The following is a 13555-nucleotide window of genomic DNA, read 5'->3' as shown; positions in this document are numbered from 1 at the left end:
AGCTGACCCTGCGCCCCGCCTCGTTCCGCGCCAATACCGAGGATATCCAGCATCTCGACCCGGCGTTGCAGGCGCAGAGCCAGCGCTACCGGGAGCTTCGTCAGCCGATGGAAATCCTGCACGGATCCGCGGACGAGATCGTCGCCGTGTCGGTGCATTCCGAGCCGCTGTCGCGTCTGCTGCCCAACGCGAATCTCCAGGTCTTCGAGGGTGTTGGGCACATGATTCATCACGCGGAGCCGGCGGCGACCGTCGCCGCGCTGCGCCGGATTCTGGAAAGGGAAGCGCATTCGACTGGTTGACACCGGAAAAAGTTGGTATAACCCAATCGAAATAGGTTTTTGAGCGAGACCATGGGGATGGGCCGTTCCGCGCCGTCCCGGTCCCGCACCGGAGGGAAACTCATGGCTGCGGCGGACGACATCGGCGGACATTTCGAACAGCTGGCGGAAGATCCCCTGGCGCTCGCGGCGGACGAGATCGGCGACCGCTGGTGCCTGCTCATCGTCTGCGCCTGCCAGCGGGGCGTCAGCCGGTTCGATGACTTCCACCGGGAGCTGGGGGTCGCCCGCAACATCCTGTCCAATCGTCTGCGCAAGCTGACCGAGTTCGACATCCTGGCCCGGTCGCCGGTGCGCGAAGGCGCGCGGCGGATGGAATACGGACTGACCGAGAAGGGGGAGGCGCTGGTCGCGGCGATCATGCCCCTGCGCGACTGGGCCCGGGTCTGGGGCGGCGGGAACGAGCTGCGCGCCCGCCTGCGCATGGACCCGGTTCCGCGCGCGCGGCCCGCGCCGGAAGACGACGGCGCCCTCGACGCCGTGTTCGCGCCGCGTCGGCCCTTCGACAACTGACGCGGCGCGCGGGATCCGGACCGGCCGCTCCGGGCGCCCTCGCGGCCGTCCGGCGTCGGCGTGAGGCCGCGCCCGGCTCAGCGCCAGCGCGTGAGCAGGGTGCCCAGCGTCTCCAGCGACACCGCCGCTTCGGACACCCGCTTCGACGCGGGGCCGCAGACCTCCCGCTTGACGATGTAGCCGCGCGCGCATTGCACCGCCGGCATCAGCGCGTCGATTTCGGCCTGAACCGCCCGCTTCCAGTCGCCGAAGCGGCCGTTGCCCTGCATCCGCTCCACCGCCGCGTCGATGTCGGCGCAGCCGGCGCCCTGGCCGCGAAGGGCCTCGGCCAGCAGCGCCTTCTGGCTGTCGGCGCGGCACAGCTTCCACAGGATGTCGGCATGCAGCTGCGGGAACAGGCGGAACACGGTGCGATAGCGGGCGCCGATGTTGTCGTAGCCGTTGGCCACCCCCTCCGGCGGCCAGAACTGGTAGGAGGCGAGGAACACGTCCGGGTCGAGCTCCTGCCCCGCGCGCTTGGGCGGATCCTGGTAGAGCGCCGGCTGCTCTGGCGCGGTCACGCCTTCGCGCAGGAAGGCCAGCACCCGCGCCCCGCGGCGGACCGGCTGGCCCTCGGCGTCGAGCGGCAGCACCGCCATCTGAAGGCCGAGCGCGGCCTGGGTCAGGCGCACGAACACCTGGCGTTCGGGGAAGGCCAGCACGGCCTCGAGCCCGCCCTGCTTCCAGCCGCCCTGAAACGTCGCCTCGACCCCGTTGGAATCGCGGAAGGCGCCGCGGGGATTGGGGCCTGCGTCGTCGATCTCGACGCTCATCCCCCGCGCCGGCCCGATGCCCTCATAGCGGCCTTCGAGCGCGGGAACCGGCGCATCGAGGCCCTGCTGCGCGGCGGCGGGCGCGGGGAGCAGCCAGGCCGGCCCGGCGGGCGCGAGCCCGGACAGCGCCAGGGCCGCGGCCAGCGCCACCCCCCCGATACGGCGCCGCCCCCGGGCCGATCCCCTCGCCGCGGTCCCGTCGCGTCCGGGGCGCGGGATCGAGGGCCGGCCCGGGCGACGGGCGGTCGAAAAGGGGTCGGGGGATGTCATGCAGGTCTCCGGCAGGCGATGTTTCCATGTAAGCTACACCCGAACTTTGACCGCTGCGAGGCGTCCGGGCTAAAACCCTCCCGACAAGTCGCGCCGAACCGGCCGCGACGCCGGTCGGCGCCCCTGAATCACCGGGCCCCGGCCCGGATCGCAATCGGATGACGGCCTTGATGGACTGGGACAAGCTGCGGATCTTTCACGCGGTCGCCGACGCGGGAAGCCTGACCCATGCCGGCGAGACGCTGCACCTGAGCCAATCGGCGGTCAGCCGCCAGATCCGGGCGCTGGAGGAGGAGGTGGGCGCGGTGCTCTTCCACCGTCACGCCCGCGGGCTGCTGCTGACCGAGCAGGGGGAACTGCTCTTCGCCGCGACGCGGGAGATGAACCGCACGCTCGACGGCGCCTCGGCCCGGATCCGCGACGCCAAGGACGACGTCTACGGCGAGCTGCGGGTCACCGCGACCATCGGCTTCGGCACGCTGTGGCTGACCCCGCGGCTGGAACGCCTGTTCGACGCCTATCCCGATCTGTCGGTCGACATGACCCTGACCGAGACCGTGCTCGACCTGCCGATGCGCGAGGCCGACGTGGCGATCCGGATGCGCGAGCCCAACCAGGCCGACCTGATCCGGCGCAAGCTGTTTTCGGTGGTGATCCGCTTCTACGCCTCGCGCAGCTATGTGGAGAAGCACGGCTCGCCCACCACGGCCGAGGAGCTGGCCAAGCACCGCCTCGTCGCCCATTCGCCGGGACTGCCGCAGGTGGCGGCGGGGGAGCTGTTTCTCGGCCCCTATTTCTCGCAGGCGCGGCGGCGGGTGACGGTGAACAACTATTTCGGCCTTTACGCTGCGGCGCGCAGCGGCCTGGGGATCTGCGCGCTGCCGGATTATCTGGCGCGCGAGAGCGACGATCTGGTCCTGGTCGCGCCGGACCTTCATTCCGAGCCGACGGCGGTCTATTTCGTCTATCCGACCGAGCTGCGCCGCTCGAAGCGCGTGGCGGTGTTCCGCGACTTCGTGCTGAGCGAGCTGGAGCGGGACGGGCTGCTGTCCACCTGACCGGGCGGGATTCGGCTAACGTTAAGAGGCGTTTCGGGACCGTTGTTCAGTGTGGCGCATAAGCCATGCGTTTGAGGCAAACCTCCTTTGCAATTCGGTTTGTGACGCCTGTTGCGCTTGCGCAGTGAAAGGGGCGGCTCTATATCCCCGGATGTGGACGGAGCGATGCAGCCCCTGTGGCGCTTTCGCGACGAACACACCTCCCTGTTGGACTTGGCCGGGCGTTCGCGTCCGGCTTTTTTTTGCCCGATCGTCGGCAAGACGATGAATTCGCGGAGCAAGTCGCGAACCGGGAGCGTCATTGGGCGAGGTTCATCGGTGTGGCGCCAAGGCCTGCGGGGTTGTGGCGCCGGGTTTCCGCAGCGGGTCCGGGCTCCCGGCGGGGCCATGCCGCACTGCGGTGAGAAAAGCTTTTTCTGAAAGGCGCGCAAAAAAACCGCGCCCGGGATCCGGACGCGGCTGGCGCAGCGCGACGCGCGGTTCGCTCAGAACCAGAGGTCCCGGTCGCCGGCGTCCATCCTGGCGTAGAGCGCGGCGACCTCCTCCCCATAGCCGTTGAACAGCTGGGTCGGGATCTGGTCGCCGGTGGCGAGATCGCGTTCCTCGGCCTGGCTCCAGCGCCGATGCGCCACCTCGGGGTTCACATTGGCCCAGAAGCCATATTCGGAATCCTGTAGTTTTTCCCAGTAACCCACCGGGCGTTCGGCGACGAAGCTGATCTTGACGATGGATTTGGCCGACTTGAACCCGTATTTCCACGGCAGGTGCAGGCGCATCGCGGCGCCGAACTGCTTTGGCAGCACTTTTCCGTAGGCGCCGACCACCATGAAGGGCAGCGGGTTCATCGCCTCTTCGATCGTCACGCCCTCGGTGTAGGGCCAGGGATACCAGGATTGCCGCAGGCCGGGCATCGAGTCCTCGTCGGCCAGCGTCTGGAACCGGACGTATTTCGCCTCCGAGGTCGGGGCGGCGAATGTCACCAGGTCGGCCAGCGGAAAGCCGATCCAGGGCGCGACCATCGACCAGGCCTCGACGCAGCGGTGGCGATAGATCCGCTCCTGCACCGGCATTTTGGCGAGCAGGTCCTCAAGCCCGATCTTGCCGGGTTTTTCGACCAGGCCGTCGATCTCCAGCGTCCACGGATCGGTCGGCATCTCCTGCGCCGCGCGGGCGATGCCTTTGTGGGAGCCGAATTCGTAGAAGTTGTTGTAGGCGCCGGTGATTTTCTCCGGCGTCACCCGGCGGCCGGCATCGGCATAGGCGGGGTCGAGCGGCGGCTTCGGCGTCCACTCCGTCCCGGCCTCGCGCGCCGAGGCGGGCAGGCCGGGCAGGGCGGCGGAGACGGCGCCGAAGCCCATCGCGGCCAGCGCCTGACGGCGGTTCCAGAACAGCCCCTCGGGCGTGGCGGTGCTGTCGGGCAGGAACCAGGACGGCCGGCGGTGATAGATCATGCGCGCTCCCCTTCGGATGATGAGGGGAAGATAGACCCGAAGGTCCGCCCGGTCCAATCACGAGCCGTCGTGATGGCGGGAGCGTTTGTTTCAGGCCCCGAAACCCGGGTCGGCGATGCCCTGCAGGTGCAACAGCGCGCACAGGTCGGAATGGGCGAGCACCGCGTCGGCCTTCGCGGCGAGCGCCGGCTTCGCCCGATAGGCGACGCCGAGCCCCGCCGCCTCGACCATGGCAAGGTCGTTGGCCCCGTCGCCGACCGCGATGGCGTCGGCGGCGGTCAGCCCACGCTCGGCGGTCAGGGCATTGAGCGCCTCGAGCTTGGCCTCGCGCCCGAGAATGGGGGCGGCGACCTCCCCGGTCAGTTTTCCGTTCGCGATCAGCAGCGTGTTGGCGCGGGCGAAGGCGAAGCCCGCGGCCTTGGCCACCCGGTCGGCGAAGAAGGTGAAGCCGCCGGAGACGAGCGCGGTCATCGCGCCGCGCGCGGCCATGGTGCGGACCAGACGCTCGGCGCCGGGGTTGAGCGTGATCCGCTCGGCCCAGACCCGGTCGAGCGCCTCCACCGGCAGATCGCGCAGCAGGGCCACGCGGGCGCGCAGCGCGCCTTCGAAATCGAGCTCGCCCTGCATGGCGCGCTCAGTGATCTCCGCCACGCGGGGCCCGACGCCGGCGAGGTCGGCGATCTCGTCGATGCACTCCACCGGGATGATGGTGCTGTCCATATCTGCGATCAGCAGACGCTTTTCACGGTTTTGGACTGGGACCAGGTTGGCGTCCACCGCCTCGCCCGCCAGCCTCGACCGGATCGGGCCAAGCGCCTCGGGCTTGCACGGCATGTCGGCCGCGGTCGCGCCCAGCCGCCGGGCGGGCCCGCCCGCCAGCGCCGAGACGGCGGCGATCAGCTCATCCGGAAGATCGGCGGCGGAGGTCAGGACGAGGATCTGCGCGGTCATGCGTGGGGTCCGGGGGATCAGGGGCCGGGGAAAGACGCGACGACGCCCGCGCCCTCCCCTGAACGGGGAGGGCGCGGGACGCCGCGCAGGGCTCAGCGGAGGGCTGCGACCAGCGGCTCGGCGGTCTGGCCTTCGCGACGGTCCTTCTCCAGCTCCTCGGCCAGCAGGAAGGCCAGCTCCAGCGCCTGGGCGGCGTTGAGGCGGGGGTCGCAGGCGGTGTGGTAGCGCGACGCGAGATCGGCCTCGGTCACGTCATGCAGGCCGCCGGTGCATTCGGTCACGTTCTGCCCGGTCATCTCGAAATGCACGCCGCCGGCATGCGCGCCCTCTTCCTTGCAGACGGTGAAGAACTCCTGCACCTCCTGCTGCACCCGGTCGAAGGGGCGGGTCTTGTAGCCGGTGGCGGCCTTGATGGTGTTGCCGTGCATCGGGTCGCAGGACCAGACCACCTTGCGACCCTCGCGCTCAACCGCCCGGATCAGGGCGGGCAGGTGGTCGCGCACCTTGCCCGCGCCGAAGCGGTTGATCAGCGTCAGGCGGCCGGGCGTGTTCGACGGGTTCAGCCGGTCGATCAGCTCGATCAGCCCGTCGGGGCTCAGCGACGGCCCGCATTTCAGCCCGATCGGGTTGATCACGCCGCGGCAGAACTCGACATGCGCGCCGTCCGGCTGGCGGGTGCGGTCGCCGATCCACAGCATGTGGCCCGACCCCGCCACGAACTGGCCGGTGATCGAGTCCTGACGGGCCAGCGCCTCCTCATAGGGCAGCAGCAGCGCCTCGTGGGAGGTGTAGAAGTCCACCCGCTGCAGCTTCTCTTCGGTGGCGCGGTCGATGCCGGCGGCGGTCATGAAGTCGAGCGCGGACGAAATGCGGCCCGCGAGCGCATAATAACGCTCCGATCCCGGGGTGCCGGCGGCGAAGCCCAGGTTCCAGGCGTGCACCCGGTGGATGTCGGCGAAGCCGCCCGTCGAGAAGGCGCGCAGCAGGTTCAGCGTCGCCGCCGACTGAAGGTAGGCCTGCGACATGCGGGCGGGATCGGGCTCGCGCATTTCGGGCGTGAAATCGAAGCCGTTGATGATGTCGCCGCGGTAGCTGGGCAGGGTCTGGTCGCCCACCGTCTCGGTGTCGGCCGAGCGGGGCTTGGCGAACTGGCCGGCCATGCGGCCCACCTTCACCACCGGCATCGACGCGCCGAAGGTCAGCACCACCGCCATCTGCAACAGCACCCGGAAGGTGTCGCGGATGTTGTCGGCGCGGAACTCCGCGAAGCTTTCGGCGCAGTCGCCGCCCTGGAGCAGAAAGGCGCGCCCCTCCGCCACCTCGGCGAGGCGGGCGGTCAGGGCGCGGGCCTCGCCGGCGAAGACCAGCGGCGGATACGAAGCGATCTGGGCCGTGGTGGCGGCCAGCGCGTCCTGATCCCGATAGACGGGCATCTGGAGGGCGGGGCGGTTGCGCCAGCTGGTTTTGGTCCAGGCGTCGGCCATCGGATCGGCTCCTTGCGCTGATCGAAGTCAGGGGGGTGGCTATAGCGGCATCGCCCCGGTTTTCCAAGGGTCGCGGGGGCGGGATGGAGCGCGCCGTCAAGGCTGGCGTTTTGCCGCGATGCAACAGGGCCCGGGCGTCCTGGGATTGCTGCGATGCGGCGCAGGCTCTCCGCAGGGACCGACGCGCCGCCCCCTCGCCCCGAGAGGCGCGCGCTTGGGCTGGATCGAGGAGATCACCGCCACCTATGTCGTGGTCCGCATCGGGAACGGTCGCAGGCTGGTGCTGCCGCGCTCCTGCGTCGTCGAGAAACCGTTCGAGAACTGGACGCGCGAAACCCGAGCCATCATCGGCTCCGCGGTGCTGCAGGTGGATGTCGAAGCGCCGTTCGCGGCCATGAACAGGCGCTGGTCTGGCTGCGCGAGACATATCCGGAGGCGCTGCCCCGCGACTGCGGCGACCTGCGCGCGGCGCGCGAGGCGGGCGCGCGCCGAGGGGCCGGGGCCCGTCCGCCAGCCCCGGCCGCGCGCCGCCGAACGGCGCCGAAGGGTCTTGGCAGGGGCGCTGACCGCGAAACCCGGCCGCGAAGGCCGGGCGTTTCCGGCAACCGGCCTCGCCCCGAACCGCCCGCTCCGGCGACGCGGGCCCGATGCCACGGCCGCGGAATGCCGCGCAGGCCGCTCGGGAATCGGCTTGACGCAGCCCCCGGCGGCGGGCAAGCGGCGAAGGCATGAACCCGCGCCAGACCCTCGCCAGATCGGCCGCCCCCGCGCCCCCCGCCGCGCGGCCGGGCGCAGCGCCGGCGCTGGTCGGTTTCCTGTTGCTCGACCGGTTTTCGCTGCTCGCCTTCGCCTCGGCGATCGAGCCTCTGCGCCTCGCCAACCACGTCTCGGGCCGGGAGCTTTTCGCCTGGAAGCTGCTGAGCGAGACCGGCGCCCCCATCGCCGCGTCCTGCGGGATGCGCACCGCGGTCGACGGCGGGATGGAGGAGCTGCCCCGCGGCAGCCGTCTCGTGGTCTGCGGCGGGCTCGACGTGGCGCGCGCCACCTCGCGCGGGATCCTCAACTGGCTGCGCCGCGAAAGCCGGCGCGGAGTGGCGATGTCGGCGGTCTGCACCGGGGCCTTCGCGCTGGCCAAGGCCGGGCTGCTGGACGGGCGGCGCTGCACCATCCACTGGGAGAACCAGGACGGCTTCGCCGAGGATTTCCCGGATGTGGATCTCAGCGACCAGATCTACGTGGTCGACGGCGACGCGATGACCGCCGCCGGCGGGGCCGCGGCCGGCGACATGATGCTGCGGCTGGTCGCCCAGGCGCACGGGGCCGACATCGCCGGCATGGTCGCCGACCAGATGGTCTACACCAACCTGCGCGGCGACGAGGATCATCAGCGCCTTTCGGTCCCCGCCCGCATCGGCGTGCGCCACCCCAAGCTCAGCCGCGTCATCGACCTGATGAACGGTCATATCGAGGAGCCCGTCTCCGCCGCCCGCCTGGCGGAGGAGGTGGGCATGTCCACCCGCCAGCTCGAGCGCCTGTTCCGCCGCTATCTCGACCGCTCGCCCAAGCGCTACTATCTGGAACTTCGGCTGGAGAAGGCGCGCCGGCTGCTGCTGCAGACCGACATGTCGGTGATCTACGTGGCGCTGGCCTGCGGCTTCACCTCGCCCTCGCATTTCTCGAAATGCTACCGGGCGCATTACAAGCGCACCCCGTATCGCGAGCGCGGCGTGGCCGCGCCGGGGCCCGAGGCGCTGGCCGCCGAGGCGCGCGCGGCAGGGATGCTCGCCGCCGGCCCGTCGCCGGAAGCGGACGGGGACCATGACGACGAGATCGACGACGTCGACGGCGATATGGATGACGGCCTGGATGACGGTCTGGGCGATGACCGGCGCGACGGGCCGGACGGGGGCGGTCCGGACCGCGGGGCGTGACCGCGCCCGCCCCCAAACCGCCACGTTGCCGGGCGACGCTTCGCGCCATGCCGACGCTTCCCACTTTCCTGCTGCGCGCCGCGGGGCTGGCTCTGGCCCTCTGCGCCGCGCCCGCCGCCCACGCCCAGCCCGCCCGGAACCCCGACCGGATCTGCCTGCCGGGCGAGCCCGAATGCCTCGACCCCGAGATCCTCACCCGCCTCGTCCATGACATCGCCTTCGGGCGCGAGGATTTCCGCCTGCCCGGCGACGCCCGCCATTTCTCCGACCGCCGCCTGCGCCGTTTTCCGCGCGGCGCGGTGCCGGTGGAGGTCTATTCCGACGACGGCGCCATCGCCGGCAACGACCGGTTCTGGACCCCGTTCCGCATCCTCGCGCAGAAGCTGCCGGGCCTCGCCGGTCTGCGCCTCGCGCCGCGCGCCCAGGTTGCGCTCTGGGACGCGCCGCCGGGGATCATGGTGTTCGTCGGCACCCGCGGCTATCTGCGCGAGAGCCTCGCGACCCTCGCCCGCATCTCGGGGACCGACCCCGCGCTTGCCGAGCAGCGCTTCGACGCGCTCGCCGAGCCGTTCCTGCGCCGCGGACGACCCGTGTGCTTCGCCGAGGTGCGCTTCCGCTCCGCCCTCTCGGCCGAAGTGGCGTTCTCGGTGGTGGCGCTGGAGGCGTCGCCGGATCTGGCGGAATGCGTCTACGAGGAGATGCTGCAGGCGCTCGGGCCCCTCAACGACAGCCTGGGCGTGCGCGAGACGCTGTTCAACGACGCGGTCGGGGTGAGCGCGCCCACCGCCTATGACTGGCTGGCGCTGGCCGTGATCTACGATCCGCGGCTCGTCACCGGCATGACCGAGGCGGAGGCGACCCCGGTGATCGCGCGCATCGTCGAGGGCTACGTCGCCCGCCCCTGAGCGGGTTCAGAGGCCGGAGATCCGCTCCAGCTCGGCGATGGTGGCGTCGAAGGCCCCGCACATGTCGCGGCCGCCGACGCCCACCGCCTTGAAGAAGCTCGCCTTGCACATGTCGCGCGCCGCGCGCAGCTGGATCAGCCGTTCGCGCGCCGCGGCGGGCGAGGACGCCTCCGCCTCGTCGAACCCGGGCAGGCCGGCGAGGCCGCCCTGCGCGGAGGGGGGCGCGATCACCGGCAGGCGGGCGATGCCGGGGCGGGCCTCCGTGTCCGGCGGGCTCGCCTCGGGCGCCGGGAGCGGCGCCGTCCGCTCGAGCCGCATCCGGCCGAATTCCCGGGTGGCGGCGGTGGAGAGGCCGGCCCGCCGCTCCCGCAGATACTCCCCCCAGGCGAGGTCGGCCTGTCCGGGGGCGGGCGCTTCGCCCCGCCTGTCCGACAGCGCGCCGCCGAGCCCGCCGGGCTCTGGCGCGACCAGGCGGACTACCATGCGGTCGGCCCCGGTCTCGGTGGTCTCGTCCCAGACCAGGGTCAGCACGCCGGCCTCGCAGCGCGACTGGATAAGCGGCGCCGGATCGGGCGCGGGCTGGATCGGCCACCGCCGGGGGCCGATCGAGAGCGTCGCGCCGGCCCCGGCCCGTCCGACGCGCCAGAGCGCACGGGCGTCGCGGGCGGCGAGACGCGCGGCGCCGGCGGTTTCAGGCAGGGTCTCCGCGGTCCAGTCCCCGATCAGGGAATTTGGAGGGCAGGCGGGTTGGTTTTCGGCAAGGTCGGAGGCGGGGGCGTCAGGCGATGGCGCGGCGGTTGCGGCGTCGGTCGCGGCGCAATGGCGGTCGATCTCGGCGTCGGTGAAGCCGCGCCCGATCAGGCCCCGCATCTCGGCCGCGTCGCAGGCCCGGGCAGGGGCGACGGACAGCGCCAGCGCGAAGGCCAGCGTCGCCCCCGCGAGGGCGAGGCCGGTGACGCGACGGAGACGGGCGGGGCGGGCGAGGAACATGGCCGATAATCCGGTGAACGCGACGCGACGCAAGACGATGACCCGCCGTGGCGCGCCGGGCAACCCAAGGCCCGCGCCCGCGCCTTTCGGCCGACACGGGCCGATCCGCGGCGCACCGCGAAAAAGCCGGTGGCGCGCCGCCTCAGCTGGCGAGGCGCTCGACCAGGCGGCGCATGAAGGCTTCGCCCGCGTCGAGCTGGCTGATCTCGATGAACTCGTCTGGCTGATGGGCCTGGGCGATGTCGCCCGGCCCGCAGACCACGGTCGAAAAGCCCGCGCCCTGAAACAGCCCCGCCTCGGTGGCGTAGCTGACGGCGTGGGAGGCGTTGTCGCCGGTCAGCGCGCGGACCAGCGCCTCCGCCGCGCCGCCTTCCTCCACGGCGCAGCCGGGGATGTCGGCCTTGACCTCGATCTCGATGGCGGCTTCGGGGCGGATTTTTCGCAGCTCGGCTTCCATCCGCGCCGCCTCGGCCCGGATCCGCGCGAGATAGGTCGCGGTGTCGTCCGGCGGGCAGGGGCGCACGTCGACCGAAAACCAGGCGTTCGCCGCGGTGATGTTATGGGCGGTGCCGCCGTGGAACTCGCCGACATGGAGCGAGGTGAAGGGCGGATCGAACAGCTCGGCCCCGGCCAGCGGCGCGGCTTGCGTGCGGGCCTGAAGATCGTCGATCCAGGTCACCAGGCGCGCGGCGCTCATCACCGCCGACACCGACTTGTGGCGGAGCGAAGAGTGCATCTCGTGCCCGCGCACCCGCACGATCAGCTCCAGAATGCCCTTGTGGCCGGTGACGCAGGCCATGCCGGTCGGCTCGCCCACGATCACTGCGGAGGCCCGCGGCAGCCCCGCCGCCATCGCCGCGATCAGGGGCGGCGCGCCGTGCATTCCGTCCTCTTCATCGTAGCTGAGCGCGATCTGCAGCGGCCGCTTCAGCCCGGCCTTGAGCGCGAGCGGCAGCGCGCAGAGCGCCAGCGCGTCGAACCCCTTCATGTCGCAGGCGCCGCGGCCATGGAGCCGCCCGTCGCGCTCGGTCAGCGTGAACGGATCGGCGGTCCATTTCTGGTCGGTGACCGGCACCACGTCGGTATGGCCCGAGAGGATCACGCCGCCCTCGACCTGCGGCCCGACCATGGCGAAGAGCGCGGCCTTGTCGCCCGCCGCATTCGGCAGGACCGTCGCCTCGATCCCCCATTCGGCCAGCCAGTCGCGCACGAAGTCGATCAGCGCGAGGTTCGAGCCGGTGCAGGTGGTGTCGAAGCCGACCAGCTTCTCGAGCATCTCGCGGGGGGTGTAGGCGCGGGGCATGGACTCTCCGGGCGGGAGGGAAAGGGGGCGGTCGGATCGCGGGTCAGGCAGGCGCGGGGACGGAGCCCCGCGCGACGCCCATTCGGCAGGCGGCCCGCCGCCTCAGGCGGCGGCGAGGCGGGCCTGGGCGACGGAGACCAGCATCGAGGCGCCGAGCGGGATCACGTCGTCGTCGAAGACGAAGGCGGGGTTGTGCAGCGGCACCTCGCCCTTGTGGCCGACGGTGAAGTAGACGCCGGGGCGGGCTTTGAGCATGTCGGCGAAGTCCTCGGACCCGGTGACGGCCTCGGTCTGCATCGCCACCCGCTCGGCCCCGGTGATCCCGGCGGCGATGCCCGCGACCACGTCGGCGAGCTGCACATCGTTCTCGAGCACGGTGAACACGTCGCGGATGTCGACCTCGATCTCGACCCCGAAGGCCAGAGCCATGCCGGCCGAGATCTCGCGCATCCGCGCCCGCATCCGGTCGCGGCTCTCGTCGGAGAAGAAGCGCAGCGTGCCGGCGAGCGTCGCGTCGTCGGGGACGACGTTGTAGGCGGACCCCGAATGGATCTGGGTGATGGAGAGCACCGCGGCCTCGTTGGGCGGCGCGTTGCGCGAGCGGATGGTCTGCAGCGCCTGGGCGAGCGCGGTGGCGACCATCACCGGGTCCCTGGAATGCTGCGGCGACGCGCCGTGGGAGCCGACGCCCTGGATGCGGATGTCGAAGAAGTCCGCGCCCGCCATGGCGACGCCGGGCTTGATGCCGACCACGCCCTCGGCGGTGTAGGGGGAATTGTGCAGGCCGTAGACCTCGTCGCAGGGGAAGCGGTCGAAGAGCCCGTCCTTGATCATGGCGCGCGCGCCGCCGAGGCCCTCTTCGGCGGGCTGGAAGATCACGATGACGCGGCCGGGGAAGTCGCGGGTCTCGGCCAGCCTTTGGGCGGCGGCGAGCAGCATGGTGGTGTGGCCGTCATGGCCGCAGGCATGGGAGACGCCGGGGATGGTGGAACGCCATTCGAGATTGGTGCGCTCCTCGATCGGCAGCGCATCCATGTCGGCGCGCAGGCCGACGGTCCGGCCGGGGGCGTTCCCGTCGATTACGCCGACGAGGCCGGTGCCGCCGATGCCGCGATGCACCTCGATGCCCCAGGATTCGAGCTTTTCCGCGACGATGCCGGAGGTCCGCACCTCCTGGAAGCCGATTTCGGGATGGGCGTGGAGGTCGCGGCGGATGGCGGTGAATTCGGGCAGACGCTCGGCGATCTCGGGGATGACGGGCATGGAAGGCTCCGGGGGCAGGTGAGGGGGCGGGGGAGGGTCAGGTGGGGGCGAGCGGCGCGGAAAGGCATTGGTCGCGCCTCGGCCCCGACGGGTCAAGTGCTGCGGCGCCGAAAAGGGGAGGAGGCGCCGCGACGGCCGTGGCGCGGGTCGGGGCGGGGCGCCCGCGGCGCGTGGCGAGGGGGGCGTCGGGCGGGGACGTCTCCCGCGGCCGGCGTGGGGCCGGCGGCCGGGGCGGGGAGACCTGGCGACGGGGCGCCGTCGCCGGACCGCGCCGCGGGAGAAA

General features: G+C 71.6%; 11 protein-coding genes and 1 pseudogene. 5 read left to right on the top strand and 7 right to left on the bottom strand.

What is annotated here, in order from left to right; all coding sequences use genetic code 11:
• Positions 1-302 (top strand): alpha/beta fold hydrolase (locus ACTB72_RS16175; RefSeq protein ID WP_463038037.1); only part of this gene is annotated, 302 nt, incomplete at its 5' end.
• A 102-nt stretch (positions 303-404) separates the two neighbouring features.
• The gene (locus ACTB72_RS16170; protein WP_463038036.1) at positions 405-854 is read left to right on the top strand and encodes a winged helix-turn-helix transcriptional regulator; all 450 of its coding nucleotides are present in this window, start codon (positions 405-407) and stop codon (positions 852-854) included.
• Between the two features lie 77 nt (positions 855-931).
• Here ACTB72_RS16170 and ACTB72_RS16165 read toward each other — a convergent pair whose 3' ends face one another.
• Positions 932-1936, bottom strand: coding sequence for a hypothetical protein (locus tag ACTB72_RS16165; RefSeq protein ID WP_463038035.1), 1005 nt, complete (start codon positions 1934-1936; stop codon positions 932-934).
• Positions 1937-2106: 170 nt separating this feature from the next.
• On the opposite strand from ACTB72_RS16165, the gene ACTB72_RS16160 reads away from it, so the two are divergent.
• Positions 2107-2994: a LysR family transcriptional regulator gene (locus tag ACTB72_RS16160; RefSeq protein ID WP_463038038.1), complete on the top strand. Its 888-nt coding sequence runs from the start codon at positions 2107-2109 to the stop codon at positions 2992-2994.
• A gap of 485 nt (positions 2995-3479) precedes the next feature.
• Here the strand turns inward: ACTB72_RS16160 and msrP are convergent, their stop codons facing one another.
• The 3 genes from msrP to ACTB72_RS16145 form a co-directional block, all read right to left on the bottom strand.
• Positions 3480-4445 (bottom strand): protein-methionine-sulfoxide reductase catalytic subunit MsrP, encoded by a 966-nt coding sequence (msrP, locus tag ACTB72_RS16155; protein WP_463038034.1) that lies wholly within the window; start codon positions 4443-4445, stop codon positions 3480-3482.
• Positions 4446-4535: 90 nt separating this feature from the next.
• Positions 4536-5396 carry a phosphoserine phosphatase SerB gene (gene serB / locus ACTB72_RS16150; RefSeq protein WP_463038033.1) on the bottom strand — a complete coding sequence of 287 codons (861 nt, stop codon included), beginning with the start codon at positions 5394-5396 and terminating at the stop codon, positions 4536-4538.
• A 92-nt stretch (positions 5397-5488) separates the two neighbouring features.
• Complete coding sequence (locus ACTB72_RS16145) at positions 5489-6880, bottom strand: class II 3-deoxy-7-phosphoheptulonate synthase (RefSeq protein ID WP_463038032.1); 1392 nt, start codon at positions 6878-6880, stop codon at positions 5489-5491.
• 728 nt (positions 6881-7608) lie between these two features.
• Here ACTB72_RS16145 and ACTB72_RS16140 point away from each other — a divergent pair.
• Positions 7609-8622 (top strand): annotated as a pseudogene (locus ACTB72_RS16140) (GlxA family transcriptional regulator); the annotation flags it as partial.
• Positions 8623-8858: 236 nt separating this feature from the next.
• A complete protein-coding gene (locus ACTB72_RS16135) occupies positions 8859-9716 on the top strand; it encodes a DUF2927 domain-containing protein (RefSeq protein WP_463038031.1) in 858 nt (285 codons plus the stop codon).
• Positions 9717-9722: 6 nt separating this feature from the next.
• Here the strand turns inward: ACTB72_RS16135 and ACTB72_RS16130 are convergent, their stop codons facing one another.
• From ACTB72_RS16130 to ACTB72_RS16120, 3 genes are all read right to left on the bottom strand, one after another.
• Complete coding sequence (locus tag ACTB72_RS16130; protein ID WP_463038030.1) at positions 9723-10706, bottom strand: hypothetical protein; 984 nt, start codon at positions 10704-10706, stop codon at positions 9723-9725.
• A 142-nt stretch (positions 10707-10848) separates the two neighbouring features.
• Positions 10849-12009 (bottom strand): acetylornithine deacetylase, encoded by a 1161-nt coding sequence (gene argE, locus ACTB72_RS16125; RefSeq protein ID WP_463038029.1) that lies wholly within the window; start codon positions 12007-12009, stop codon positions 10849-10851.
• A gap of 102 nt (positions 12010-12111) precedes the next feature.
• Positions 12112-13272, bottom strand: coding sequence for a M20 aminoacylase family protein (locus ACTB72_RS16120; protein WP_463038028.1), 1161 nt, complete (start codon positions 13270-13272; stop codon positions 12112-12114).
• Positions 13273-13555 lie beyond the last annotated feature (283 nt).

The sequence above is a fragment of the Albimonas sp. genome (assembly GCF_055129145.1).
Note: the sequence above shows the minus strand (reverse complement) of the source record. Positions and strands in the feature narration are given on the sequence as shown.

Coding starts and splice junctions, on each gene's coding strand:
- ACTB72_RS16170 (WP_463038036.1), top strand. CDS start 405: ATGGCTGCGGCGGACGACATCGGCGGACATTTCGAACAGCTGGCGGAA.
- ACTB72_RS16165 (WP_463038035.1), bottom strand. CDS start 1,936: ATGACATCCCCCGACCCCTTTTCGACCGCCCGTCGCCCGGGCCGGCCC.
- ACTB72_RS16160 (WP_463038038.1), top strand. CDS start 2,107: ATGGACTGGGACAAGCTGCGGATCTTTCACGCGGTCGCCGACGCGGGA.
- msrP (WP_463038034.1), bottom strand. CDS start 4,445: ATGATCTATCACCGCCGGCCGTCCTGGTTCCTGCCCGACAGCACCGCC.
- serB (WP_463038033.1), bottom strand. CDS start 5,396: ATGACCGCGCAGATCCTCGTCCTGACCTCCGCCGCCGATCTTCCGGAT.
- ACTB72_RS16145 (WP_463038032.1), bottom strand. CDS start 6,880: ATGGCCGACGCCTGGACCAAAACCAGCTGGCGCAACCGCCCCGCCCTC.
- ACTB72_RS16135 (WP_463038031.1), top strand. CDS start 8,859: ATGCCGACGCTTCCCACTTTCCTGCTGCGCGCCGCGGGGCTGGCTCTG.
- ACTB72_RS16130 (WP_463038030.1), bottom strand. CDS start 10,706: ATGTTCCTCGCCCGCCCCGCCCGTCTCCGTCGCGTCACCGGCCTCGCC.
- argE (WP_463038029.1), bottom strand. CDS start 12,009: ATGCCCCGCGCCTACACCCCCCGCGAGATGCTCGAGAAGCTGGTCGGC.
- ACTB72_RS16120 (WP_463038028.1), bottom strand. CDS start 13,272: ATGCCCGTCATCCCCGAGATCGCCGAGCGTCTGCCCGAATTCACCGCC.